15 protein-coding genes, 2 tRNA genes, 2 rRNA genes and 1 pseudogene are annotated in these 26,998 nt (G+C 29.4%); 4 read left to right on the top strand and 16 right to left on the bottom strand.

All coding sequences use genetic code 11. The features are described 5' to 3' along the window. A pseudogene (locus EI71_RS10205) lies at positions 1 to 301 on the top strand (hypothetical protein); the annotation flags it as partial. On the opposite strand, the gene EI71_RS08045 reads toward EI71_RS10205, so the two are convergent. Beyond that, positions 298 to 1,056, bottom strand: a complete 759-nt coding sequence (locus EI71_RS08045) for a hypothetical protein (RefSeq protein WP_119016736.1) — start codon at positions 1,054 to 1,056, stop codon at positions 298 to 300. The pseudogene EI71_RS10205 and the gene EI71_RS08045 sit on opposite strands and share 4 nt — an antisense overlap. A gap of 186 nt (positions 1,057 to 1,242) precedes the next feature. Between EI71_RS08045 and EI71_RS08040 the strand changes: the two genes are divergently transcribed. After that, positions 1,243 to 1,617 (top strand): metal-dependent transcriptional regulator, encoded by a 375-nt coding sequence (locus EI71_RS08040; protein ID WP_119016735.1) that lies wholly within the window; start codon positions 1,243 to 1,245, stop codon positions 1,615 to 1,617. Positions 1,618 to 1,645: 28 nt separating this feature from the next. Here the strand turns inward: EI71_RS08040 and EI71_RS08035 are convergent, their stop codons facing one another. From EI71_RS08035 to EI71_RS07985, 11 genes are all read right to left on the bottom strand, one after another. After that, complete coding sequence (locus tag EI71_RS08035; protein ID WP_119016734.1) at positions 1,646 to 3,397, bottom strand: S41 family peptidase; 1,752 nt, start codon at positions 3,395 to 3,397, stop codon at positions 1,646 to 1,648. A 266-nt stretch (positions 3,398 to 3,663) separates the two neighbouring features. Next, positions 3,664 to 4,440 carry a response regulator gene (locus EI71_RS08030; RefSeq protein ID WP_119016733.1) on the bottom strand — a complete coding sequence of 259 codons (777 nt, stop codon included), beginning with the start codon at positions 4,438 to 4,440 and terminating at the stop codon, positions 3,664 to 3,666. Beyond that, positions 4,440 to 5,723, bottom strand: coding sequence for a sensor histidine kinase (locus tag EI71_RS08025; RefSeq protein ID WP_119016732.1), 1,284 nt, complete (start codon positions 5,721 to 5,723; stop codon positions 4,440 to 4,442). Before EI71_RS08025 ends, EI71_RS08030 begins: the two co-directional genes overlap by 1 nt. Positions 5,724 to 5,831: 108 nt before the next feature. Then, positions 5,832 to 7,574 carry an alpha/beta hydrolase family protein gene (locus EI71_RS08020; RefSeq protein WP_119016731.1) on the bottom strand — a complete coding sequence of 581 codons (1,743 nt, stop codon included), beginning with the start codon at positions 7,572 to 7,574 and terminating at the stop codon, positions 5,832 to 5,834. A 156-nt stretch (positions 7,575 to 7,730) separates the two neighbouring features. Beyond that, positions 7,731 to 15,695, bottom strand: a complete 7,965-nt coding sequence (locus EI71_RS08015; protein ID WP_119016730.1) for a leucine-rich repeat domain-containing protein — start codon at positions 15,693 to 15,695, stop codon at positions 7,731 to 7,733. A gap of 13 nt (positions 15,696 to 15,708) precedes the next feature. Next, positions 15,709 to 18,588 carry a FecR domain-containing protein gene (locus EI71_RS08010; RefSeq protein ID WP_119016729.1) on the bottom strand — a complete coding sequence of 960 codons (2,880 nt, stop codon included), beginning with the start codon at positions 18,586 to 18,588 and terminating at the stop codon, positions 15,709 to 15,711. A gap of 12 nt (positions 18,589 to 18,600) precedes the next feature. Continuing rightward, a complete protein-coding gene (locus tag EI71_RS08005; protein ID WP_162849888.1) occupies positions 18,601 to 20,415 on the bottom strand; it encodes a CHASE2 domain-containing protein in 1,815 nt (604 codons plus the stop codon). A 175-nt stretch (positions 20,416 to 20,590) separates the two neighbouring features. Further along, the gene (locus EI71_RS08000; protein ID WP_119016727.1) at positions 20,591 to 20,944 is read right to left on the bottom strand and encodes a hypothetical protein; all 354 of its coding nucleotides are present in this window, start codon (positions 20,942 to 20,944) and stop codon (positions 20,591 to 20,593) included. Positions 20,945 to 20,996: 52 nt separating this feature from the next. Beyond that, positions 20,997 to 22,013 carry a hypothetical protein gene (locus EI71_RS07995; protein ID WP_119016726.1) on the bottom strand — a complete coding sequence of 339 codons (1,017 nt, stop codon included), beginning with the start codon at positions 22,011 to 22,013 and terminating at the stop codon, positions 20,997 to 20,999. A 77-nt stretch (positions 22,014 to 22,090) separates the two neighbouring features. Then, on the bottom strand, positions 22,091 to 22,909 hold the full coding sequence (locus tag EI71_RS07990; RefSeq protein ID WP_162849887.1) for a GNAT family N-acetyltransferase: 819 nt from the start codon (positions 22,907 to 22,909) through the stop codon (positions 22,091 to 22,093). Positions 22,910 to 22,914: 5 nt separating this feature from the next. After that, positions 22,915 to 24,288, bottom strand: coding sequence for an ATP-binding protein (locus EI71_RS07985; RefSeq protein ID WP_162849886.1), 1,374 nt, complete (start codon positions 24,286 to 24,288; stop codon positions 22,915 to 22,917). A 189-nt stretch (positions 24,289 to 24,477) separates the two neighbouring features. On the opposite strand from EI71_RS07985, the gene EI71_RS07980 reads away from it, so the two are divergent. Both EI71_RS07980 and EI71_RS07975 read left to right on the top strand, forming a co-directional pair. Next, entirely contained in the window at positions 24,478 to 25,890 is a 1,413-nt protein-coding gene (locus EI71_RS07980; RefSeq protein ID WP_119016723.1) for an IS91 family transposase, read from the top strand. Beyond that, on the top strand, positions 25,883 to 26,398 hold the full coding sequence (locus tag EI71_RS07975) for a hypothetical protein (RefSeq protein WP_119016722.1): 516 nt from the start codon (positions 25,883 to 25,885) through the stop codon (positions 26,396 to 26,398). Before EI71_RS07980 ends, EI71_RS07975 begins: the two co-directional genes overlap by 8 nt. Positions 26,399 to 26,537: 139 nt before the next feature. Here EI71_RS07975 and EI71_RS07970 read toward each other — a convergent pair. The 4 genes from EI71_RS07970 to EI71_RS07955 all read right to left on the bottom strand — a co-directional run. Further along, a tRNA-Glu gene (locus tag EI71_RS07970) sits at positions 26,538 to 26,613 on the bottom strand. 18 nt (positions 26,614 to 26,631) lie between these two features. Beyond that, a tRNA-Asn gene (locus EI71_RS07965) sits at positions 26,632 to 26,708 on the bottom strand. A gap of 22 nt (positions 26,709 to 26,730) precedes the next feature. Beyond that, positions 26,731 to 26,843, bottom strand: a 5S ribosomal RNA gene (gene rrf / locus EI71_RS07960). A gap of 42 nt (positions 26,844 to 26,885) precedes the next feature. Then, positions 26,886 to 26,998 (bottom strand): 23S ribosomal RNA (locus EI71_RS07955); the annotation flags it as partial.

The following is a 26,998-nucleotide window of genomic DNA, read 5'->3' as shown; positions in this document are numbered from 1 at the left end:
AAGATATGCCACCAAAAATAATCACACAGTATCAAATGTAAATCAGATTCATAGTGAACTATCAATTTTGATTTCAAAAAAGCATGGCATATCAACAAGACATCTTCAGGATTATTTAAACTGGCTTCTGTTCTTAAAGAAGATTAAATATAGAGTAAAGGCCGAGGCAAGAGTTTCATTTACTTATATGGAATCAATGAAACAAGTTCATACAATAGCGGTAAGAAATATAACTAAGCTTCCTATGCCTATTGATTTATATCAGGCCTATGGAGCATATCATTATGGAATTTTTTCTTAATTACCAACTTTTTGTTTGAACTTAGCATTAAAATATAAAGAATTACCAGCATAAATCTCTAATATTTTTAATAATTGAGATTTACGTATTACAATACTTTTAACATTTTCACCATTAACGATGTTTCTTAAGAAGGAATAAAAATCTTTAGAAACGGAATCTAAGGATTCATAGGAATGATAAAATTCCAATCTTTGTCCATAAGAATAGAATTCTCCATTTTCTGTCATTTGAATAAACTGAGCAATATCCTTTACAACATAATCCTTATCATAACCAATCTTAATAGATAATAAATAATCATTTTCTTGTTCTTCAATTACAGGAACTAATCTTACAGAACCAAAATAAGTATTTACACTTTTTAAGGAATCGGATAACAAATTCATAATTCCATTATGCTTTACTTCAAGCTTCTTCTGCTCAAGACGATCAAATTCATCTTCATAATAATCTGGATTAATAATGTATAATCCAATTGCATATAATGCTACAATATGCACACATATTTGATTTTTATAAAACTGTACACATCCACAATAAGCCTTTTTAATTTCATAATCAGAAGATATTTCCAAGCTTGCAGCTTTTACACCTCCAGCTGCAGCTAAAAATAATTGAGTTGGCAAAATTTCATACCCCTTAGAAACTTTCTTTACCTCAACATACATTTCAGGAGCGTTCATTGCATTGTCCAAGTATAGCTTTAATGTGTTATTTCCTTCGAATTTATACAAATAATCGCTTAATGTCATCTTCTTAATCTCCTTTTTTGTCAACTCATTTATTATACCATATTTTTATTAAATTTGAACGTATAAGAAACCACTTTCTTTCAAAAATTATAATAATATTGTTATTAAAAAATACTTACAAAATCTTCCTTTTGGAATACATTTTTGATATAATGATAGTAATATAAAATAAGGATGGTGGATAAGATGGGACTCTTTGAATCTGGGGAAGATTATTTGGAAGCAATCCTAATGGTATCTGAAAGAAAAAATGAAGTTCACGCAATCGATGTTGTAAATGAACTTGGATATTCAAAACCTTCAGTGTCCATTGCATTAAAAAAATTAAAAGAGCAAGAATATATTACAATTGATGAATTCAATCATCTTCACCTTACAAAAAAAGGTTTAGATATTGCCAAAAAAATATATGAGCGCCATAAAATACTAACATCTATACTAGAGAAGCTTGGTGTAGATGCAAATAATGCCGAAAAAGATGCATGTAAGCTTGAACATGATTTATCGGATGTATCTTGGAATGCAATTAAAAAATATTATTATGATAATTTAGATAAATAAAGGACCCAACAGTTGTTGGGCCTTTTTCTTATTGATTCAATTTTGAAGCTACATAAGCCATATCATAGAATTTATTATAGGCAATTTCAATGTCTACAGGTACGCCACTATCTATATTCTCACCAGCCTCATTCGATAAGCATAAATAAGAGGAACGAACATATGGATAGCCCTCAGCTGTTGCACCTAGCATAATTGCACAGGATCCTCCACCACTTTGCTGACCAATAATTTTATAACCTAATTCCTTAGCTAAGGAAGGCAATAAATTACCACAGGAGAAAGAACAAACAGAGGTTAAGAAGGCAATATTAAGTTTCTTAAACTTTTCACTTTCAGCCTTATCTAGATCACTATATTCACCATCTAGATTAATATCCACCTTTACAATATCATCAAGTTTCGTCTTTTCAGCAGTATTATTTGTTGAGAATACTACCTCTCCACCAGTTAGCAAACCAACAATTCCAATTAATGCTGATGAGTCACCGCCTGAATTTGTAGATAGGTCAATTACTACATTTTCAGCTCCATCTTCAACCGCTTTATAAAGATGACTTCTTACATATGCATAAGAATCATTTGTAGGCATTGTAGGTGTTTCGCCTTTAGAAGATTTTTCATAAAATTCATCCCAACCAGTATAGTTTACTTGGAAAGAATCAAAACCAATATATGCAATCTTAGAAGCATTATCATACTTATAATAATAGCCAGTTGCATCATCACCTAGGTTGGCTTTTTTTGCATCTGCAACACTTCCCTTCAGCATTTCATTTTGTGCCACTGGCATTAAGCCCTTATAGATAATTGTTTGTAATTCTTGGTTATCTCTTACAATTGCAGAAATTGCATCATCTGACATCATACGTTCAAGGCCTAATAAGGCAGTATGGCCTCCATCACAAAGTCCACTAAATAAGCAGTATAAACCTGTTTGATATTCTTTTTTATTTTTAGATAATAATAATTCCTTAATGCGAGGATAATATCTTTCTAATGTACCATTTAAGCCAATGGATAAGATATTATTATCTACTAAAGCCATTTGAGTTGTATAGCCTCTTCTTTTATCAATTTCAAAGCATATTAAATCATAGCTGAATTTTATTAAATCTTCTTTTCTTTCTACATTATCATCAAGCTTTTCATAATAATTATCATAATACCCTTCCATCTTTTCAACACCATTAGATAATTGACCCATAACATCAAGTTCATATAAGCTACCCTCGTTATAGACAATAGAATATGCTGTTGCGGAAGTAATTACATTCGAAATAAACTGGAATGGTACATATACCTCTAAGGAAGAACCATATATAGGAATATTATATTCTTTCAAATTCGCACTAAATGGAATTGGGGTCGTAGATTTTTTGGTTAATTCAACCATAAATCCTTTGGAATTATTAGATACAAAATCTGGGTGACTACCAATAACCTCCATTCCCTTATATTCAATGGTATCTCCCTTTGTATCAAATTTAATATATGAATCATCTTTTTTAAATGTGTAATCTGTATCATTTTGTGTTATATCAAAACTTGTTTTATAGAATTCCTTATAATACTGATTTAATCCTACATAAGGTACATTTGGCATATCCTTATAATATCTTAAGGATACCTTATGATCTACGACATTATTTTCTCTATAATAGTCAACTTCTTTTACTTGGTATTCGCCTTCTTCTGATGCTCTATTATTACAAGAAGCTAAGGCAACACCACCTAATGTAAATAATACAATTCCTGTTACTTTAATAAATTTTTTCATATTAGTTAGTCTCCATTTTTTAATACTATTTGCTTTTAGCTTGTATTAAATGGAAAATCAACCATTTCAACACATCACCATAAATGGTTTTAAAAGCATTTTTTGTTAATAAGATATAATTTGTTTTCATTATCCTTCTACTAAAAAAAGATAATATAGATAAATTGCCACGGTTATTTGATTTTTTAATACTTAGTTTTTCTTTTCTTACTAGATTTTCATTCTTAATTACAGCACTACAAATATACTATCCTTCTATTTTCCTCCTAGCCTTCAAATCTATATAATTCCATATCTGCCCATGGATATTGAATCATATATTCTCCATGGTAGGCATTTTTGTATTTTTTATTTCCTTTTAGGAATTCATAAGAATCACAAATGATTAAATTCGTATTAATTGCATAGGTATTTGTATCTACCAATAATAAATCCTCAAGTTTGTGTTCTTCTAATACCTTTTTTAATTCTGCAAATATTTTAGTAATATAGCTTTGAATAGTTCTTGAATAAGAATCATCCTCATAAATGACTGCAGCTAGTTCCTTTCTATTCACCGCAGAACCATTTCTATCAACTAAATAAGCCAAAGCTTCTTTAGCTTTAGAAGATAATGGTAATGGTTTTCCATCTACTTTAATATCAAAATTACCAAAGGATTGTACAACAACTCTTTTATTTAATTCATTATTATCTAGAAAATAATTAATTTGTTCTTCTATCATTTCCTTACTAACAGGCTTAAGTAAATATCCCTTCGCATTCGCTCTGATTGCTTGATTGGTATATTCTGTATAGCCAGTAGTAAATACAACATTAATCTCCGGATGATTCTCTCTTAAATATTTTGCAATATCTATACCATTCACATCTGGCATATTAATATCTGAAAAAATAACATCACAGGTATTATTCTTTAAATACTCTACCAAAGCATTAAAGTTATTGAATCCTACTACCTCATCTATTTTTTCTACCTTTTTGCAATTCATAATCATACCCTGAAGTATGATTTTTTCATCATCTAAGCATATTACTTTCATTATTCTTCCTCCGGAATTGTAATAGTGATTGTTGTTCCTTCGCCTATAATGCTTTCTACATCAAAGGTTCCACCAACCATATTTACAACTCTCATTTTTACATTATTTAGTCCAACATGGTTTTTACCATCATTATTTATTTGATTTGTATTAAATCCTACTCCATTATCTTTAATCACTAATACGTGTTTTTTATCACTTTTATATGTCTTGATTTCAACGATACCCTTTTCTTTAGCTCTAACACCATATTTAATAGCATTTTCAACTAAAGGCTCTATGGTTAATACTGGTAGTTTAAAATCCTTATCTTCTACATTAAATATTACCTCTACATTATCAAATCGAACCATTTCTATTTTAGAATAAGCCTTTGCATGATTAATTTCTTCTTCTACAGGAACAGGAGTAGTTTTACTTAATGCATCTGTATTCATTCTTAAATATTTAGAAAAATAATCAATGGTTTCTGCAGCTTTTTCTGGATCAATTTCACATAAAACCTGAATTGTTGTTAGAGTATTATAAACAAAATGTGGCTGAATTTGAGATAGCATTAAGAATGTGGTTTTTTCTTGCATATCTCTTTCATATTTAACTGCATCACTAGATGCTTTTTGGAAGCTTAAATATAAGAAATAAAGGATTGCACCTAAAACATATGCTTCCGATGTATAAGAATACTCTAGTTTTAATACAATAGTGTTTACGGCAGTTAATATAGCAATAGATGCAGTTATTATAATAATTATATCAATTTGTCTTTTTGTTTTCTTTATCGTTGTTTCTATAATAGATGCAACGATTAATGAAACTAAATATAGGGCACAAATAACATATACGGTATAGCCTAACCATGTTCTATCAAAATTATTTTGACTGTTATACCAAAAAACAAGACGCATACTTGGATTTTTATATGCAAATAAAGCAAGTAAATAAATGATTGTATTTACTGCTACTCCAATCCAAATAAAATAACTCTTTTTATTTTTAAAATCTAACCTTATATGATAAAAAAGACATATAATCATTGGTCTTATGATATAGCATAAGCTAGAAAACAAATACCTTGGAAAATTTTCTTCATGAACAACAGAATCATTAAATAGAGTTTCAAGATATTCAAAAATAGCTAAGCATAATATATAAAATACTATAGATATTAAAAGCCTCTTATCCTTTTTGTTTATTTTTGATGCTACAAATAATATAACCAATAAACTTATAGATAAGACAAATAATATAAAATGATCGTTAAAATAATGCAAAAAACCAGACATATTAATTGCCTCCTACTACCATTATAACACAATATTAAAGCTTCCTATAGACAATATACAAATCCTGTTTGGCTTAAACAGGATTCGTAATTATCTATATTCTTTTATTTATTGTGCATTAACTTGAGGGCAATACCAAGAATCTTCAAGTCTTAACCAAGCTAATGTTTGAATTGTAGAATGGTTATTAAAGATTCCCTTAATATTGTAGAATGCTGTAATATAATTATCTAATGAATTGCTTCCGCTTAATCCCTCATAAAGGATATTATAGATATCTTTTCTTGCACCATCTGCCTTTGTTGGATACTTCTCATCTAAAAGCTTAGTTACAGATTTTTGTGCCATCAATACATTTACAATACCTGTTGCAAGTGTCTTTCTAATGCTATCTGTAAACTCAAGATCATAAGTTAAATCATCACTATTTGTTAAAAATTCCCATGCAACCTTGAAAATATTACTAGACTTAGAATATACCTTTACATTACCAGCGAACTTTAATAATAATGAAGGAAGTGCACCAATTATAGCTTCTGGGCTATCTAGAGTAATAGATTTAAAGTTAGGATCTTTGTATAAGAATTCCATAAGATTGCTTGCAGCTTGCTGAAGCTTATCTGTATATAAGTTTCTATCTACATGCATTTTACCCTTTTGATACATTAGATTATTAATGAAGGATTGAATGAAGCAGTAAGTCATTCTCTTTCCACTATCCTTAATCTTAAAATTTCTTAAGTCAAGCTGCTTATATGTAACATCATATGGTTCACAATTAGATACATCATCCTTATTTAATAACTTCTTTTCTTCTTCCTTTACTAAAGCCTTATTCTTTTCATATGCTGAAGTATCATATTTATTATCTGTTAATGCCTCAAAGATTGTACCCTTTTGTAAGTTTTTAGAATCCGTTGGTGTACCACATACGAAATGATCTACACCATATCTTTTGAAGCCCATCTTTGTAGGTCCTACATAGCATACTAAGTCGTTAGGATTAACTACATTATGGATACAACCATAATCCATATTTGGCTTTTCTAAGGATGCAACACCACCCTGAGGAGCTTCGATACAATATGCATAAATACCATTACCCTTAGATTGATATTCATCCACTAGCTTCTTAGCTGCGATATTCGCTGTTGCGCCACCTCTACTAAAGCCATTGACGAAGAATGCAACCTCACCCTTATCTAGGGCTTCTTCAACCTTTGGATTAGCCTTTAAGAAGTCTGGAAGATAATTCGATACAATCTTTTGTGCTGATCCACCAAAGCCTTCAGCTTCCCCTTCCTTACCTAGCTTAACATTGTTTGCCCATTCTGCTTCATAGCCTGCACTTCTTACTGTGATATCAACTGCATATTTATATTTAGGATTTTGAACATCCTTAATATCCTTTTTTGCAATTACACACGCAATACTATCCGCTGTTGGCTTTTTTCTATATGTATCGGATGTATAAATACTATCAAATCCGATAGTACCTAAGGCCTCACGAATTTGCTTATCACCATAGGAATAATCACCATTATTTTCATATGTATTTGATGCATGAGCTAACTGACATGCAAGGGTTGCCATATGTGGCTGGTAATCATCTGGATTTGTTTTAAAGAATCCATCACTATAATACATATCATAAGATGCTCCATTGGAATATTTGCCCTTAATTACCTTAGTTCCATAGAAATCCTTTGATTCATCATAATTCATTGTTGCTGTAATTTTTGGCTCTACAGCTTCACTTGATGCACTTACTTTATTTGCGATTGTAAATACTCCCGCACATGCAACTCCTAGTGTTAATGCTGCAATTCCATACTTAATATACTTTTTCATTTTACTCACCTTCAACTTTTCCAATTAATCTCGCTTAAGTATTTAAGCAGCTATAGTATACAAAACGGGTGTTGCAAGATGTGAGCAACATAATATATATTTTAAAAATTTATTTTTTTCATGCAAAAAGAGGTAGCCAAAGCTACCTCTTTACTGTTACCAAATTGTTGGTACTTCTCCTACATAATGCCAATAATTTCCGCTTTCTGTTGGAGCAGTTTCTGAATAATAATATATAATTGCCTTTTGAGAAATGCAACTATCAGAATTAATACTAATTGAAGCCCATTCCTCACTAGTTCCTTCGTAGAATATTTTTTCTAATTTGGAATCTGCATAGAATGCATAATATCCTATACTCTTTACCCCACTAGGAATTATTACACTTGTTAAATTTATGCAATAGTATAACATATTACTATCTATTGCAGTAAGGCCACTAGGAAGCTTAATACTATCTAAACTATAACAGCCATAAAATACATTTCTTTCCAAATTTGTAATATTATCTGGTAGATTTACATTCATTAAACTTGTACAGTCAATGAATGTAGAAACACCAAATTTTTCAATATTACTTGGAACTGTAACATCTGTTATGAATCTATACTTTCTAAATACATACTCATAAAGTTCATAATTTGTAATTGTATTACCATTAAATTCAAAGCTTGATGGAAGTGTAATATTTGTATCCTCGCCAGCATAGCCAATTAAATAATATGTTTCATTTAAATACATAAACATGAAGCCATTAGGATCAACAGTTACAATAGAATCTTCATCTAATGATGTATGAATCACTTTAGCTCTATAAGATAAATATTTAGCCGTATATTGTGATCCCATAGTTAATGATAGATTTGGATTCAAATTATATACTTCATATAATCGGTCACAATTATTGAATGCATCATCACCAAAGCTACTTATATTACTTGCTATAGTAATAGATACTAAGTTTGCACATGAATCAAACGCATGAGCACCAATTTGAGACTTAAAAGTATAGCCGCTACCTATAGGCTTAACATTACTTGGAATTACCACACTTGTAATTTTATTATTCTTATAGAATGCATAATCATTGATTCTATAATCCGTAAGTCCTGTATTTGAATAAGTACTAAATTCACTTGGTAATACTAAGTTGGTTTCATTACCAATGTAATCAACTAAATATCCATCGTTACCCCAAATAGAAGCAAATAAATAACCATTTTCATCAATAATATGACCATTAGAATCTAGATTAAACAAGCTCTTAGGATTGTAGAAATTGGCTGTATTTATTACATAACGCATGATATCACCACTTGTACTAGAAGTTTTTCCAGGTTCAGGAAGTGATACCTTTGAGCCATTACGTACTTCTACTAATCTATAACAGTTACCAAAAGCACTTGAACCAATAGTTGTTAAACCAGTACCTAAAGTAGCAATATATAAATGCTCACAATCATAGAATGCATAAATACTAATTGTTGTTACTGTATTAGCTATTGTAAGATAGTTCAAGCAATCAAATCCATAGAATGAGTATTTCTTAATTGCTGTTACTTCTTCTGGTGTTGTTAAATCAGTTAATAATTCATATGTCTTAGTATTATGAGTAGTTGTACCTTCACTATCTAATAAATAGAAGTTTGATGCATAATACATTGGCGTTGAAGTTTCGTTGCTAAATACAATATTACACCAATTAACTAAAGTTCCATCATTGTATACATTCTTTAGATTATAGCATTTAGAGAATGCATAATCATTGATTTTTGTAAGATTTGCATTAAATGTTATATCTTTTAAATTATAACATTCATTGAATGCATATGTACCAAGAGTTGTCAATGATGCTGGTAATGTAATATCTTTAAAACATCTACAGAAGGAGAATGCATAAGAACCAATTTCTATAACTGTATTAGGGAATTCAATATCAGTTAGGTTAATACAATTAGCAAATGCATAATCACCAATTGTAGTTAAACTATTTGGTAATTCAATATTCTTTATACTTCTACAATTATAGAATGCATAAGAACCAATTTCTAAAATCGTATTTGGTAGGCTAACAACTGCTAAATCCTTAAATCCATAGAATACATAATCAGGTAATTTCTCTAAGCTACTTGTAATATTAGCTTCTGTTACTAAGGAATAGTTCTTTCCATTATGTATAATTGATCCACTATTATCTAAGATATAGAAATAGATAGCATTAGACATTGGAGTTGAATAAATATCCTTAAATGAAATATTAACCCAATCTTCTATAGTTCCTTCATAATATACATTAACTAATGATGTACAATTATAGAATGCTTTTGTACCAATCTTATTAACTGTAGCTGGGATAGTGATACTTGTCATCTTAAGATTATTGAATGCATAATCACCAATTTCTTCTACATTATTTGTTAATACAACATCATCAACTAATCTATAAGTATTTCCATTATATGTATATTCACCAAGTGAATCCTTAACATATAATACTGAATTAGAATTGATTAGTGGAGATGCTTCTTCATTATCAAAATATAATGTTGCCCAATCATCCATTGTTAAATCATAATAAACATTTGCTATAGGGCTACCATAGAATGCATACATATAGAATTTTGTATCTTTAGAAGCAATTTCAATATCTGCAAGATTTGAATTATAATAGAACGCACGATCTCCAACTATTTTAACTGATGCTGGTATTACTACATATGTTACAAGACTATATTCAAATGCGTATTGGCCAATTTCAGTTAATGTATCAGGAAGAGTAATTGCTGTAATACTGTGATTAGATGAACTTGCACAGAATGCAAAACCACCAATATATTCTACTTCTGTATCCGCTAATAATACAGCTTGTAGAGCATAATTATATGCAAATGCATGATTACCAATATACTTTAAAGTTGATGGGAAGGAATAGTTCTTAGTTTTTTGACAATCTGTGAATGCATAGTCTCCAATATACTCTAATCCTTCTGGGAAATTAACTGTGCAATTATAATAAATACCACATGCAGCATTAGGTGCAATTATCTTACATCCATCGTGAATATTTATAGTATTAATATAAGTGCCTCTAACTTTAGCAAATACTAAATAATTATTAGTCTCATTACCCAAATACATATCTCCATCGCTAGAACAGTAATAGTGTAAATTACTATAGTTACCATAAGATACAGTACCTTCGATTGCTTCTAATGAATTTGGAAGGGATAAATATTCTAATGCGGAACAATTATAGAATGCACTTTCTTCAATTACCTTAACGCCTTCTTCTATCATTACATTTGTTAAAGCTGTACAGCCTTCAAATGCACTTTCACCGATAGTTGTAACTGAACCAGGAATTGTTACACTAGTAATACTTGTATTATTAATAAATGCATTTGAATGAATATCATATGTATTATATGTTACTCCATTCTTTACAAAGGATGATGGTAAAGTAACTTCTGTTTCAGTGCCATCATATGCAAATAAATAGCCTTTACCCTTCTTTACTACAAATGTAAAGCCATTGGCATCTTTTTCATAAATAGAGTCATCTGATGCATTATTATGAACAGCAATAGCATAATATGCAACTTTTCCATTTTCTTCTGAACCTGCTGTAATTGTAAGTCCAGATAAGTTATATACCTCAAGTAGCTTTGTACAATCATAGAATGCATTATCACCAATAGATGTTACATTTTCTGGGATTGTAATAGATGTTAGGGATGAACAATTATAAAATGCAGATTGACCAATTGTCTCAAGTGTTGTTGGTAAAGTAACAGATGAAAGCAATGTACGTCCACTAAATAAGCTATTAGTTATGGTTGTACAGCCCTCAGTAAATACTACAGTACTAATATAGTTACTACCGGAGAATATACTATAATTACTACTTGCATATGCATTTGTTGTACATTTAATAATAACTTCTTCCAAATTAGGGTTATTACCAAATGCAAGTGAACCAATAGATTTATTAATTCCTTCAGGAAGTGTAACACTATGTAATCTAGTATTATCAAATGCATTCACTTGAATTTCAGTTACACTATTTGGAATTGCACAAGTCTCTAGGCTAGTACAATCATAGAATAAATGTGAATAAATGATTGTTATATTTGGTAAGATTGCACTTTCTAAGGATGCACATTCTGCGAATGCATAATCCATTATTGTTGTATTATCTGCCATTTGTGATAAATCAATGGAAGTTAATCCTGCATTATGGAATGCATATTGACCTACGAAAGTAATTGAACTTGGAATAGTAATATTCTCTAATAGAGTACAATTTTCAAACATTCTATTACTAATATTCTTAGCATTTCCTAAATCAACTGAAGCTAATTTAGAGCATGAAGAGAATGCATATGTTCCAACGGAACAAGTATTACTCATATTACTCATATCAACGCTTGTAAGCTGTTTACAATTAGAGAATGCATTATTTCCAATAGATGTAACTTTATTTGTAATAGAAATAGATTTTAAGCTTGATGAATTAAATGCAGATGTTCCAATAGTTTCTACATTATTTAAATCAATAGCTGTAATACCTGAACCATAGAATGCATTATCTTCAATTGTTGTAATACTATCGGATAAAATTACAGATGTAATACCTGCTGCATTCTTAAATGCGTTAGAACTAATTTTTGTAATATTACCAGTTACGGCAACTGTTTTTAAGGAAGCTGGTACATAGGTATAATCTGTATATGTACTTCCAAAGAAATAATTCATATATGGATAGGATTGTCCATCACCAATAAATGGAACAGATAAATACTCAATAGTTGTATTACCCTTTAATATTTGACCTAAGGAAGTAATTGAATTAGGTACTGTCAAAGATTTTAAGGACTTACATTTAGAGAATGCAGATTCCATAATAATCTCACAGTTTTCATTAACAACAACTGTTTTTTCTGTTTTATCGACCTTAACTAGCCATTTATATGGATTATCTTCTGGTCCTAAATAATATGCACCTTCATATTTAGTTAAAGCAACCTTACAGTTGTCAAACGCATGCTCTCCTACACTATTAATTGCAGGGCCTAGCTCTAAATTAACTAAGCTTCTACAGCCTGCAAATAAATAGGATGCAATATCAGTTACATTTGTATCACTCAAAGAAATACTCTTAATTGTTTCACAATTCCTAAATGCAGCTGAACCAATGGTTTCAAGTGAATTAGGAATATTAATACTATTTAATAAATAGCAGTTTGCAAATGCACCTTCACCAATAGATGTAACATTACCTAAAATTTCTACCTTTTGTAATCCATAACAATTCCTAAATAGGGAATCTGGAATTACAGTAATAGATGCTGGTAATGTTACCTTTAATAAAGATTCACAACCAGCAAATGCGGAATACTCTAATGATTCTACATCCTTTAAATCAATAGTCTTTAAACCACAATTTGCAAAAGCGGAATTTCCAATTACTTTTATACCTGTTAAATCAATACTTCTTAAGCTTGAACAATTTTCAAACATACTATAAGAAATTTCTTCTTGGCCATTTAATGTTACGCTAGCTAATTCCTTACAATTTGCAAATGCACCTACACCAATAGATGTAACAGAAGCTGGAATAACTAGCTTTTCAATTCCAAAGCCATAGAATTGATAATTGCCAATAGATTCTACGTCATCAGAAATAACTAATTCCTTTATAGTGCTAAATTTATTATGTCCTAAAGTAATTTCTCCTTCTTCATCTAAAATATAGAAATTAGAAGCTTTATACATTGGGTTATCTTCTGCATCAGAGAATGAGAACTCTAACCAATCTGCAAGTGTTCCTTCATAATATACATTCTTTAAATTTAATAAACTACTAAACATATAATTGAAGCTTGAAACACTACAAGCTAAATCTAAAGTTTCTAAATTAATATATTCAAAATAGCTAGAAGAAAAATATACATCATTACCAGTTACTCTAATACTTGTTAAGTTTTCTGGCATCTGACCTTCTTGTGGATAGCTAGAATTCATATATTTAAATAAATAAGATAGTCCATTACTATAATATGGAGTATCCATATATTCAAGATTTTTACAACCAGCAAATACAGAATCATTTAATATAGTATTTGATGAAACAGATACGCTTTTCATATTTGTATTATTATAAAAAGCACCCATATCAATTTCATAAATATCACTTGGAACGATAACATCTGTATCCGTGCCAACATAGCTTACAAGATATTTTTGATCATCATATAAATATGTAATAAATCCATTTTCATTTGTAAAATATTCAGTATTTGTTCCAATTTCTTTCGCATAGTATCCAACATATCCATTACTTGTGCTTCCTGTATAAATAGATATATTCGATTTATTTAATACATAAACAAGCTTATAACAATTCTTAAATGCGTTTGTATTAATTGTAGTAAGGCTTTCTGGAAGCTTTACTTGATATAAAGAATAATCATATAGGAATGCAGAATTTCCAATAGACTCAACAGAATCCATAGAAATATCTCTTAAATTTGAACAATTTTGGAATGCACTAAAGCCGATTGTTTTAACACTATTGGCTTCAACATATGTTAAATTACTACAACTATCAAAGGCACTGCCTGCAATTTCTTTAACATTTTCTCCTAAAACTAAGGATTCAATGACTTTATTATTACGGAAGGATTCACTACCAATAATTATGTAATAATCTTTAATAGATCCTATTTCAACATTCTTCTTTGCCTTATTAGTATATTTTAGAATTGTTGCATAATTTTCATCAACTCTATAAATAAAATCATCATTATAGAATACTACTTGATCCTCCGTTGAATCTGTATGAACAGCAACCGCATTAGATGCAATACCTCCATTATCATAAGAAGAACTTTGAATATTCAAATTACTATAATTGAATACTTCATATAGATTACTACATCCATTGAATGCACCATCCCCAATAGCTTCTACTGCTTCTGGTACTGTAACAATTACTAGGTCCTCATTTTTTGCTAAAGCTAAAGTAGCAATACTATAGCTATCATATGTTTTATCATCAATAGTAACCTCAGATGGTAAGCTTAAGTTTCTTTCATGACCATCATAATTTACTAAGGTTAATGAATCTTCTACTACGGCATATAAATAGTCATCTTGCTTTGTAAAAATAGATGATTCATTGTTGGATGAATGAATAATTAATGCATTCTTTGCAACATAACCATAATCATCAGATCCAATTTGAAGATTTAAATTAGAATTATTATAGATTTCATATAATCTACTACATGAATAGAAGGAATATCTATCTATATTAATATCTGAATTGATAGTTACACTTAATAAAGAAGATCTATAGAATGCTTCATTGCCAATTTCATTTAATGTTGTTGGCAATATAACATTTGTTAATTTTGCATTAGAGAATGCATTATCCGCAATCTTAGTTACTTTTTCTGGAATAACTAAAGTTGTTGGAGCATCAAGTATTAAATCATTGATTGTACATGATGTTTGATCTGATGTGAAATCAAAGTATTTGAATTCATCAGAAACCTTAAATTTACCATATACATTCATATCCTCTTCTAAGGTAAAGGAATATGTTTTATTTTTAGATAATTCATTATTTCCATTAAACCAACCAACAAATTCATAACCGATATTTGGCTTTGCAGTTAAGGTAACCTCATTATTATATGCATAATAATCTCCACCACCATATACATAACCAATATTGCTATCGATATCCTGTAATGTAAGCTTTAATTCGTTGGCCTTATATTTAATTTCAACAACTACACTTTCATCATTAATTAATACCTGTTCAAAAGGTAGTGGAGTATATCCTTTATATTCTAGTGCTTCAGCTAAAGTATATTCTCCTTTATTTCCATCTAGATTTTGAACATAAACAGTATCATATCCACCATTCGCATTTTCAAGCTCATGCTTAACGGTATAGGATAATGCGTCATGCTTTAAGACATCAGGAATTTCAACACTAGGAAGTGTTTCATCTACTTGTCCTCTATCCTTTGTAAAGGATTGTGAACCACATGATGCAAGTGTAAAAATAGATAATACTGCTATTCCATAAGCTAAATTCTTTTTCTTCATATGATTCTCCTCCTTACTCTGTTATAGTGATATGCTGAATCTTAACAATAGTCTTTGGTCCTACTTCTACATCATCGTTAAGATAAGTAATCTGATAAATTTGATATACATCATATTCGCCAACTTCTGTTAATACTGGTACATCTTTAGACCATGTTTTACCACCATCAATGGAATATGAAATTTCAAATTCTGCTTCGTATGTATCTATATCCTCTAAAGAATATGCAACTCTTGATGCATATACCTCATCAATTTCGGATAGACTTACTGTCTTATCCTGTGGATTTATTACATATATACTACCATTAATATATTCAATATCTCCAATATACTGCTGATTCTTTTGATCAAACTCTGCAACATTTGTAAATTCAAATGAAACTGTTTCTTGTAATGAAATATAACCAGAAGAAACTACCTCATAGGAGAAGTCTGCGCTATTTGCCTTCTTTTCAGAAACAAATACTTCTACTTCTAATTCTTCATTTGTTACACTATTATAATATTTTGAATTCTTTATGATGCCAGTATAAATTTCATAAATATCATCGAATGATGAAATTGTTGAATTATCTGTAGATGAAATGGCCTCATAACCACCATCTCCACCACCTAAAGTATTATCATAATACATTACAGTTAAATCATTATCATTAGATAATATTCTAGTACCACTAATTAAATTTTGAACATTTGGATCAATAGTAATAAAACCATTCGTAATTGTAATTGTCTTAATACCCTTCGCAACTACAGTATCTCCAACCCTATAATAAATGTTATATTCACCAAGTTCACTAATAGAGATATTTTCTTGATATGTATTATCATCAAAAGAATACTTTACTGGTAAATCAGAAATAATGAAATCAATATTAGAATTAGGTAAGAATGCGAAGCTATTTGTGAATTCAAATTCTGGATAACCAGATGGTGCATCTTTTGAGAAATAAATACTTAAATATTTAATTGCACCCTTAGATTCATTATTTGGGAATAATACTAATTCTACAAGGGATGTATCATCAATATTGAATTCTAATACATAAGAATTATCCATTTGATAATTAGCTGAATTATTATCCAATACATCTGTTGGTAAATTTATATAACCAGGGAAATCATTTAAGCCTAAATGCTCTAATAAATATACAGATGAGATTTGGTATTTATTATTTGATGTTGGCATATCATTTGTATTGAAATAATATACATCTTCTGCAAGCTTTACAACAGAGAAGCCATCCTCTTCAATAACAATAGATTCTTCATCTCTATAATCATATAAATTAAATGTTACCTTTGCCTTGATATCATAATCCTCATAGGAGAATAATACATTTACCTCATTAATACCATTCTTTAATTCATAATAACCGTCTGTTTTATAAGGATAACTAAATTCATAAGAATTATAGCCAGACATTAATTGGTCTCCAACATAGAATACTGGATTTGCGAATAATTCACTTTCTGCTACACCACTAAACTTGTTGAATTTTGTTGCATTATCCAAATCCACATAATTATTATTAATTAAATCTGTTTGATATAAAGTAATTGTTGCAGCATTAAGAGTGATATCTAAAACTAAATCATTGTAACAATTCTTAATTGTATCTGGTAATACTACATTTACTTTATAAGAATTTGTTCCTTCTAATAGAGTATCTTCACTTGTAAATGTAGCTTTTAAAATTTCATTAGCGTCTTTATCTACACCCTTGATTACAACATAATCAAATAGATTAAATCTGCCTAATGCATTATTAACACTCATTCCAGCTACTAAACCTTGAGATGGAATATTATCATATTCAACTAATAAATCTGCCTTTGTAATTTGAACTACGCTATAATCTTCTTTATCAGAATATCCCTCGCAAGAAATCTTAAAGTATACTCTATAGGAACCAGGTAAGGTGAACTTTGGCATTTCATCCTTGTAGATTCCATTTTCATCATCCTTGTACTGTACTGTTGCACCTTGAGTTTCAGTCTTTAGTGTGATGGAGTGTGCCTCTCCATCATATGCACCAAAATAGCCTTCTACATTATATTCAATTGCTGAATAAGATACAGAGGAATCTCCAATCTTATCCATAACATCCTGGTAATCTTCTTTGGATGGTTTACCAACAGTAATTTCAACTTCTTCAAGCTTTTCATTTGCAGCTTCGGAATTATCGAATTGTTCTACCTTGTTGTCTAACCAATTTCCTAATAGGTCATCAAATGTTTCTTGTTCTAAAACCTTATCCTTTGGAACAGTTAATTCAATCTTAGAATTAGAAATATCCGTTAATTTACCCTGAATTAACTCATCTCCAAGTTTATCGAATACATATAATTCAGTTACACCCTTATATACAGAGTAAGTCTGTACATATTCGTTTCCAACCTCTTTAACAGTTACACCAAAGATTGTACCTCTAACCGCCATTACGGAGTTGTTAGAGGATAAGAAGAATTCTTCATCCTCGCCTAAAGGCTTTTGAATTTCAGCTAAGACTACACCCTTTTCAACAAAGATATTGGTCTTATAGGAATTCTTACCCTGACTTTTTAAATTGATTTTAGAATTCTCTCCAATATATACATATTTGTCTTCATCAAATTTAATAACTAATACAGAATTTTCTAATACATCTACTGTATCTCCGTTATATAAATTCATGCCCTTAAAGCAATTAATTGTTTCTTTTTCGTCAGTAACTGTCGCGTTACCCTCAAGCTCAACAATTTTAATTGTTCTAGCAGAATCTAAGTAATTTAAATCTGTATTCTCGCCAGATTTATTACTTAAAACGATAGCTAAAACAATGGCAACAGCAGCAACTATTGCTGCTGTTATTGATGATATTATAATGATTAATTTCTTTTTACTCATTTTAATACCCTCCTATTCTTCAATATAGCCTTCAATTTCTACTACCTCGTAGCACTTGATTGGCTCTTTTTTATTTTTAAACATTCTATCTCCAGCATCAACAACCTTGATTCTATCCTTTAATACCTCATATACATCCTTAGATATTAAAACTTGGTCTCCTGCTGCAGAAGCTTCTATTCTAGATGCAGTATTAACTGTATCTCCGATTGCTGTATAATCCATTCTAGTCTTCGAACCTATATTTCCGATGACGGCATCTCCAAAGTGTACACCAACACCAAATTCAAGCTTCTTGTTGTACTTTTCGAATACCTGATCACATATGTGTCTTCCGACTTTTACAATTCCAAAGGCTGCACATACAGCTTTATAAATATAATCATCTAAATCTACTGGGGCATTAAATATTGCCATTACACAGTCACCAATAAATTTGTCAACCATACCACCATATTTGAAGACTTGATTTGTTGCCATCTCTAGATATCCATTTAAGATATCTACAACATCCTCTGGATCAAGCTCCTCACTCATTTTTGTAAATCCACGAATATCAACAAATAGACAAGCAACATTTCTTTTTCTTCCACCTAAAGACATTGTATCCGATTGCTTTTCAACTAATGCTTCTGCAACATCAGGGGAGATATATCTTTTAAATGTTCCAATAACTTCCTTTTTATGCTTATATTCGGAATAGTAATGCTCTATTACTAAAAGTATAAATGCGAGTATTAATACAAAGAGTGGTAATGCAATAAAATGATATGTTTTATTCGCATACATAATTACCATGAGTAAGAATTCAAAGCCAATTCCTACACCAAAGGCTAACATACCTAAATAGAATGCCAAGCATGCCATTAAGAATACAATGACAAATATTACTATGGAATTAACAATTGTATATACTGGAACAGATACTGGAGTATATATTTCATCAAACATTAAGGATTGAATAATATTACACTGTATCTCCATTCCAAACATTTCACCAATTGGTGAATTATACATATCGTTAGATAATCCTGAATCTGTAGCGGCTGCATAAGAACCAAAGATTACAATTGAGTTTTCGGCATGTCTAATTGATGGAACATTACCTTCAATTAAATCTGCCATCGAAATATAATTAAAGCTTGAGGTTACACTATTAACCTTACCGTCACCAGTATAATTTAATTCTGGTGCACCATAATATCTAAAATAATAGGCCTCACCCTTATTGTATTCATTCATTTGAATATTATTATTCTTTGCATACATAGAATAAACTGCATAAGCGAGTGAATCATAATTAGGACCTCTTAAGTAGGTTCTTCTTACGGCTTCATCATTATCCGTTAGGGCATCTACATATCCAATAGCGCTAGCACCATTATAAATAGCCTCAGATAATCCGTATGGAGCATTCGTTCTTGATGCTCCATTAACACCTAATACGACATTATGTCTTTTCATTGCATCAGATAATTTTAAATCTACCGCATCACAGCCAAATGTCTTATTGAATATTACATCAAAGCCAATGGCTGAAGGTACAATACCATTATCTGCCCAATTATTTAATATATCTGCAAAATACTTTCTGTATTCTATAGGATTATAAGCATCATACTTTTCTATTGTCTTATCATCGATACCAACAATATTAATTTCTAATACTGTTTCATCCTTATGCTGATACATAGAATCTGAAATTTTATTATCCAAAGAGCTAAATGGATTCCATCCCCCAGATACTAAGGATAGTACTAATATTAAAAGAGTACATATACCTGAAAAAATTAAGCCTTTAATATTAAATCGAAATATTTTTTTCATATTTGACTCATCCTCATCCGAAATTTTTATCATTATAACATATAATAACATTGATTTCAACAAAACCACACTATGTGTGGTTATCGTAAAAGATGTTATTTAAAGGCTATAAAAATAAAAAAAGGAGCATTAATTTAAATGCTCCAATAAATAGCTTATATTAATTTATATAAACCTAAACAGTACGCATGGCTTCTTCACTTTCTATAATAGTTAAGCCACCAATTTCAATTGGTAAAAGTGATTTAAAGAAAAAGTCTAATTTGTCATCCTCTATCCAAGAAAAGAATTCATCTGAATCCTCTTCATCATAATCATCATTTTCATCACAATCACAAAATACAATGTCCATAGTATTATTTGCAGCAATGCAAGGAATAATACGTATAGTTGCTTCTGTAGTTTCTGACTTAGTCTTCTTATCAACAAATTTTTCAACCTTGTCCTCTAACTCTTCAACATTGATGTTTTTTAAATAAATAACATCTTCTTGTTTAACATAAACATTTATTCTTATAAAATAATCCATTTTTATAATCCTCCTTGTTTGTATTATATAATTATCAATTATCATATACTATTTATTGAACTTTTAAATAGGTTCCACCAATGTATTCATAATAGATTGGATCTGGAAGTTTATAATCTAAATCTTTCGTCCATTTATCCATTTCTTCGTCTGTCCAGGTTCTAGATAAGTGTTCAAAGGTAAATGAATTAAGAATGCCATCATTATAATCTACATTTCCCCAATGCTCGACTAATCGGTCATTACTATCGATAGAATAATATCCAAAAAGGCTTCCACTCTCATCTGTTTTACCACCAGCCTTATACATAAGCACTTGAGTAGAATATGTGAATATTATTTCCGTATCAGAACCAATATTTGTATATGTTCTTCCTGCTGCAAAGCCTTCTAATGGCTTTTCTAAGTCTTTAGAAAAATATTGGAAATATGCTTTGGCATAATAATCATTTTTATATGGATAGATAAAATAGAAATATGTATCCTCATCTAAGGCATATTTACCATTAAGTAGGCAAGTGAAATTCTCTACTGTTGGAATGGAATAATCCTTATCTTGAGTAGTTTTGGCTTCTTCTTTATATTCTTTTCCTTCTCTAACATATGTACCTAGAATGTATGGTAATTCTGAATAATAAAACTTTGTATCAGAACCAGTATATTCTTCAATTATTCTAAATTGATCTATTGGATCTAAAGATTCCGTGTATGTACCAATATGTTCTGTAGTATTTCCAATCTTTACATTAAAATGTAAATTGTCTTTGATTTGTCCAATGTATTCTTGATGAATAACAACACGATTAAATTGACCTTCTCTTTTAAGTACACCATTTTCATAATACTTCATAGAGAAGTTACCCTTACTACCATTAAATTCAAAATATGCATCCGGATTATTTAATCTTTGATCTGTAGCCTCATATAATACGAATTTACCAGTAATAGGCTCATATGAGCTTTTATGAATTGTATCGGTGTCTCCACCAGCAATTTCATCGAATAACTCACAACCTGCAAGACTAATTGCCATAAACAAAAATATAAATATTGTAACAAGTTTCTTCATGAAAACACCCCCCCAAAATGATTATAACACAAATATAACTATCTAGCGATTATCTTAGAAATAGTTTAGATATATACTCATTCAATATATAAATGGGCTGTTATATTATTTCCTTTTACTTTTTCAAAGCCTAGTTTTTCATATAACTTAATAGCTTTTTCATTATCTATATCAACAAGTAACATGATTCTTTTATTCTTATCCAGTTCAATAGCATAGGATAGCATATCCGTTGCGATACCCATATTTCTATATTCTTCTTTAACAAAGACATCGTATGGCTCATTTTCTTCATACTTATGAGTTATATCAACATATCCAACAACCTTATTATCTTTAATTGCTAATATAACTCTAAATTTATCAAATGCAGTTAATACCTTTTCTCCTGTCCAATATGTATCCTTTAAATGAAGATTTATATATTGTTCTTTATATTTTGGAGAATATAATATAACTTCATTTTTTCTTTTGATATTATTAAATTTAATTAATTGCATCTTCTGTTGTTCTATTTCAAAACTAGCATTATATTCTTTTAATAATTCATTTAAATAATTATTATTTGGATTATAAACAAAATCGATATTATAAGCTTTATAATTATCAAATAAATACTCAAACAACTCGAAATATGCCTTTTTATTATCTGATAATCCTACAATCATTTCTGCATATTTTTCTTCTTCTATAACTAAAAATACAAAGAAACCAATAATGATATTATTATGATCAAATATTCCAAAAGTAATATTATCTTTTTTATTAACTGATTCAAGCAAATTGTGCTTCATTTGAACCTCATTAGATAGCATTGGATCAGAATAATTATCAGTTTTATTTATTTTGTTTATAAAAAATACATACTCCTCTATATCTTTTAATATTTTTATCATACTAATCACTCTTTAAATTCAAATAATTTATTTCCATCTAGAAGTTCATATTCATCCGAATTAAAATCAAAACCATTAACACTAATAAAGCCAATTTTATTTATTTTAATTCCTTTAATATTTTGAATTTGGCTTACTTCCTTATTTAAAGATGCTATATCAAATGGTTTTTTCAGGTATTTTACTTCATAAATATCAAATCCATCTTTTGCATCTAAAGCCACATCAAATTCACCATTTTGTTTGCTTACTGAATCATCATAATAATATGTGCCAATATTTCTAATCCCTTTTAAATTACCATTTTTAACTTGTATGGAAAAATAGGATCTACATATGTCTTCAAATCTATGAGAAACATAAGTATTTATTGAATCTTTAATATACTCATCGTAAAAGACGTTTGGACCTAATATTTCTAGATTACTCTTATAATTGTAAACATATGTATAAAAAAATCTAATTGCATTATCCTTAATTTCATAAAATGATTTTTTAGAATCATTGGGTTTATTAATTGGAAACACTTTGCTTACTAGTTTTAATTCAATTAATGATTTTAATGAAACATTAATTTTACCTGTTTTTTCTTTATCTAATATACTCTCAAGTTCACTATACTTCTTTTTAGAATTACCTAATGTACTTATAATTCTTTTAGCTTGAATTCTATTAGATGAATCACTTAATAATAAATTATCTGCATAATTATATACATTATTACTATTTTTAAGGAATGTATTTATAATATTATCCTTTATACTTATTTTTGGATTAATTGATTCATTAATATATGGACTTCCACCAAAAACACTATAAAATGCGACCTTATCATATGGAGTTAAATCATTATAATAATATGTTGATGCTTCTAAATGATTAAATTCTTCTATAAGTAATGTTTCTTTAAATCTACCAAATAAGGCATTACTTTCTTTTAATATTTCATTCATTATTTTCATGGAAGATCCAGATATAATTATATTTAAATTTTTTATATAATTATCGATTACATTTTGAAACATACTATCAATATAGGAAGGATTATTAAGTGATTTTAAATAAGGATATTCATCTATAACTATTACATATTTTTGATTTAACGAATCAAGATAAGAAAATATATCAATAAAATCATTGAATGTTACATAAGAAGGAACAATTACTCCTTGCTTAGACATAGTTTCCTTAAAAGATTCAATATTCTTTTCAATTGTATCTTCTAAGCATTCAAAATAAATAGAATCATATTCTTTTATAGATTCCTTGATTAGAGTGGTTTTACCTACTCTTCTTTTTCCGTATATTAAAATAGCTTTATTGTTTTCGTTAAATACACTTTTTATTAAATTAATTTCCTTTTTTCTACCATAAAACACAGCATCACCATCTTTACTGATTTTTTTATCACTGATTTTTTTGTCAGTATTATTATAGCAAGAAAAAAATAAATATTCAAGATAAAAGAACAAAAGTGAAAACTAAATAAATTTATTTTTCACCTAGGAGGCCTAATGGCCTCTTTTTCTTTTAGTAATATTCCATTATAATATCATTGGTGTTTACTTATGATTAATGTTACTAAAGACTATTTATCACTAGATAATAGTGTTAGAACTGAATATTTTAGAAATATTTTATTAGAAGCTGCTAGAAATGGTGAAAGAGTGTATCAAAATGCTTTTAATGCTATAAACAACTTACCTTGTGTTAGAGAATCTAAAGGTAAAGTAACTTTAAGAGAACTTTTTTCTGAATACTGGGATATGTTCTACGATTATTATAATCCTTTAGGATTAATTAGACCCGCAATAAAAGATAACGTAGATGCCATGATTCATTGTAAAGATTTTTCAAAGGGCTATTTAACATATGAATGTCCTAATTGTAAAAACCTTGTTAACATAGGATTATCTTGTAATTCTAGATTTTGTTCTTCTTGTGGTAATAGATATAGAGAAGAGCGTGCTCTATCAATATCTAAAACTGTAATAAGTAAGACTCATAGGCAATTTGTTTTTTCGATTGCCAAAGAATTAAGAAAATACTTTATTGAACCTGATGATAGAGATAATTTACTTGATATATTATTTGAAGCTGTAAATGAAGCTTTTAATCTTTTATTAGATTCTCCAATTGCTAAACGAGAACACAGACAATTTGGTTATATGCTATTTCTCCATACATATGGACGTGATATAAAATGGAATCCTCACATCCATGCTCTTATTTGCGAAGGATATATGGATAAAAATAATATATTTCATAAATACTACTTCTTTCCATATGAAAGATTAAGAAAATCATTTATGTATTCTCTTCATAATAAAATGTATATTTATATGAAAAAGAATAAAACGAAGGATGAATATAACAAATTCTACAAATTAACTAAATCATTAGAAAAGAGATATCCAGATGGATATTATGCTCATGGGCCTAAGCTTAAAGATAAAAATAATAATAGAGTATCTATAAAAAATTTAACAAGTTATATTGCTAGATATGCTTCTCATCCTGCAATTGCTGAATCTAGAATATTAAAAGTTGATTATACTAACGCTACTATAACATATTACTATGATCCTCATGAGGATGATTTATTAGATGAGGATGATCCTAATAGATTAGGTAGGCAAGAAATAACGGAAAGTGTATTTGTTTTTATGAAAAAACTTGTTAGACACATTCCTAATAAAGGATTCCATAATATTAGATATTGCGGGTTTTATTCTAAACATACAAATCAAGATTTATCTAAGCTTAAAAAACTTTATACTACTATTGAGTTAAACAAAATGAAATCAAATATCAATTGGAATAAAAAAATGAAATTGACTTACAACTACGAACCTCTTCTATGTACTTGCGGTCATTATATGAATTTTTGCCCCGAATTATCTTTCTTTCCTGATAAAAAGGGTATTCCAAAACAATTATCTTTTTATGATTTTAATGAGGAAGGTGAATTATATGCCTAAAAATTTCAATACGATTAAAAGATATCTTACGGATGAAGAAAAATTTGAAGAAGCTTTGCTCGAATACAATTGCGAAAGGTTCGTTCAAATCAAACCAGTATACATTTATCCTGAAGGTTACCATGAATTTACACCTGAAGAAATGGAACACGACGATGAAATAACACAAAAAATATACGAGGCAGAAATGAATGATGATAAAGCTGAAGCCGATAGACTTAGAGAATTACTAACTCCTATAGGACCTATGCCAATCATAAATATAGAAAAAACATTAGAATTAATTCCAATTGAAGATAGACAATATTTTATAGATGAACTTAACAAAGACTCTTACGAAGAAACTGTCATTATGAAATGTCTTAAATGCGACTTTGAAGAGGAAGCTCCATATGACATAATTGAAGAATGTTGGATGGATGGTCCATACCCAATTGGGTACTGTCCTCACTGCGATAAACCCAAGTTTGTTCCTTTAGATATATACAATAAAAAGAAAAAGAAATAATGCTATTAACTAAATAATACAATCCTAGAAATTCTATGCTCTAGGATTTTTTGTGTTATAGCACTAACTAAATTCAATTTCAAATTTACTAATAAAAAAATAAAAGTCTCAGAAGTAACTGAGACTTGAATTATTAAGATGGTGACCCGTACGGGGTTCGAACCCATAAATGCATGCGTGAAAGGCATGTGTGTTAACCGTTTCACCAACGGGCCATCTATAAATAACCAAAATGGCGCCCACTGAGAGACTTGAACTCACGACCCCCTGATTAACAGTCAGGTGCTCTAACCAACTGAGCTAAGTAGGCATAAGTTATATTCAAAGAGAGAGCCTGGCAGCTTCCTACTCTCGCACGATCGAACGTACTACCATCGGCGTAAAAGTGCTTAACTTCTGTGTTCGGGATGGGAACAGGTGTGTCCACTTTGCCATCGCCACCAGACCTTTTCTTTGAAAATTAGATAAAATTTTATTCGAATTAGTTAAGGTTAAGTCCTCGATCTATTAGTACTGGTCAGCTCGAACATGTCACCATGCTTCCACACCCAGCCTATCAACCTTATCGTCTATAAGGGATCTTACTATTTGGGAAATCTC

Origin of the sequence: Anaeroplasma bactoclasticum, assembly GCF_003550015.1 — a bacterium.
Lineage (GTDB): Bacteria > Bacillota_I > Bacilli_A > Acholeplasmatales > Anaeroplasmataceae > Anaeroplasma > Anaeroplasma bactoclasticum.
This window is presented reverse-complemented; position numbering and strand designations above follow the sequence as displayed.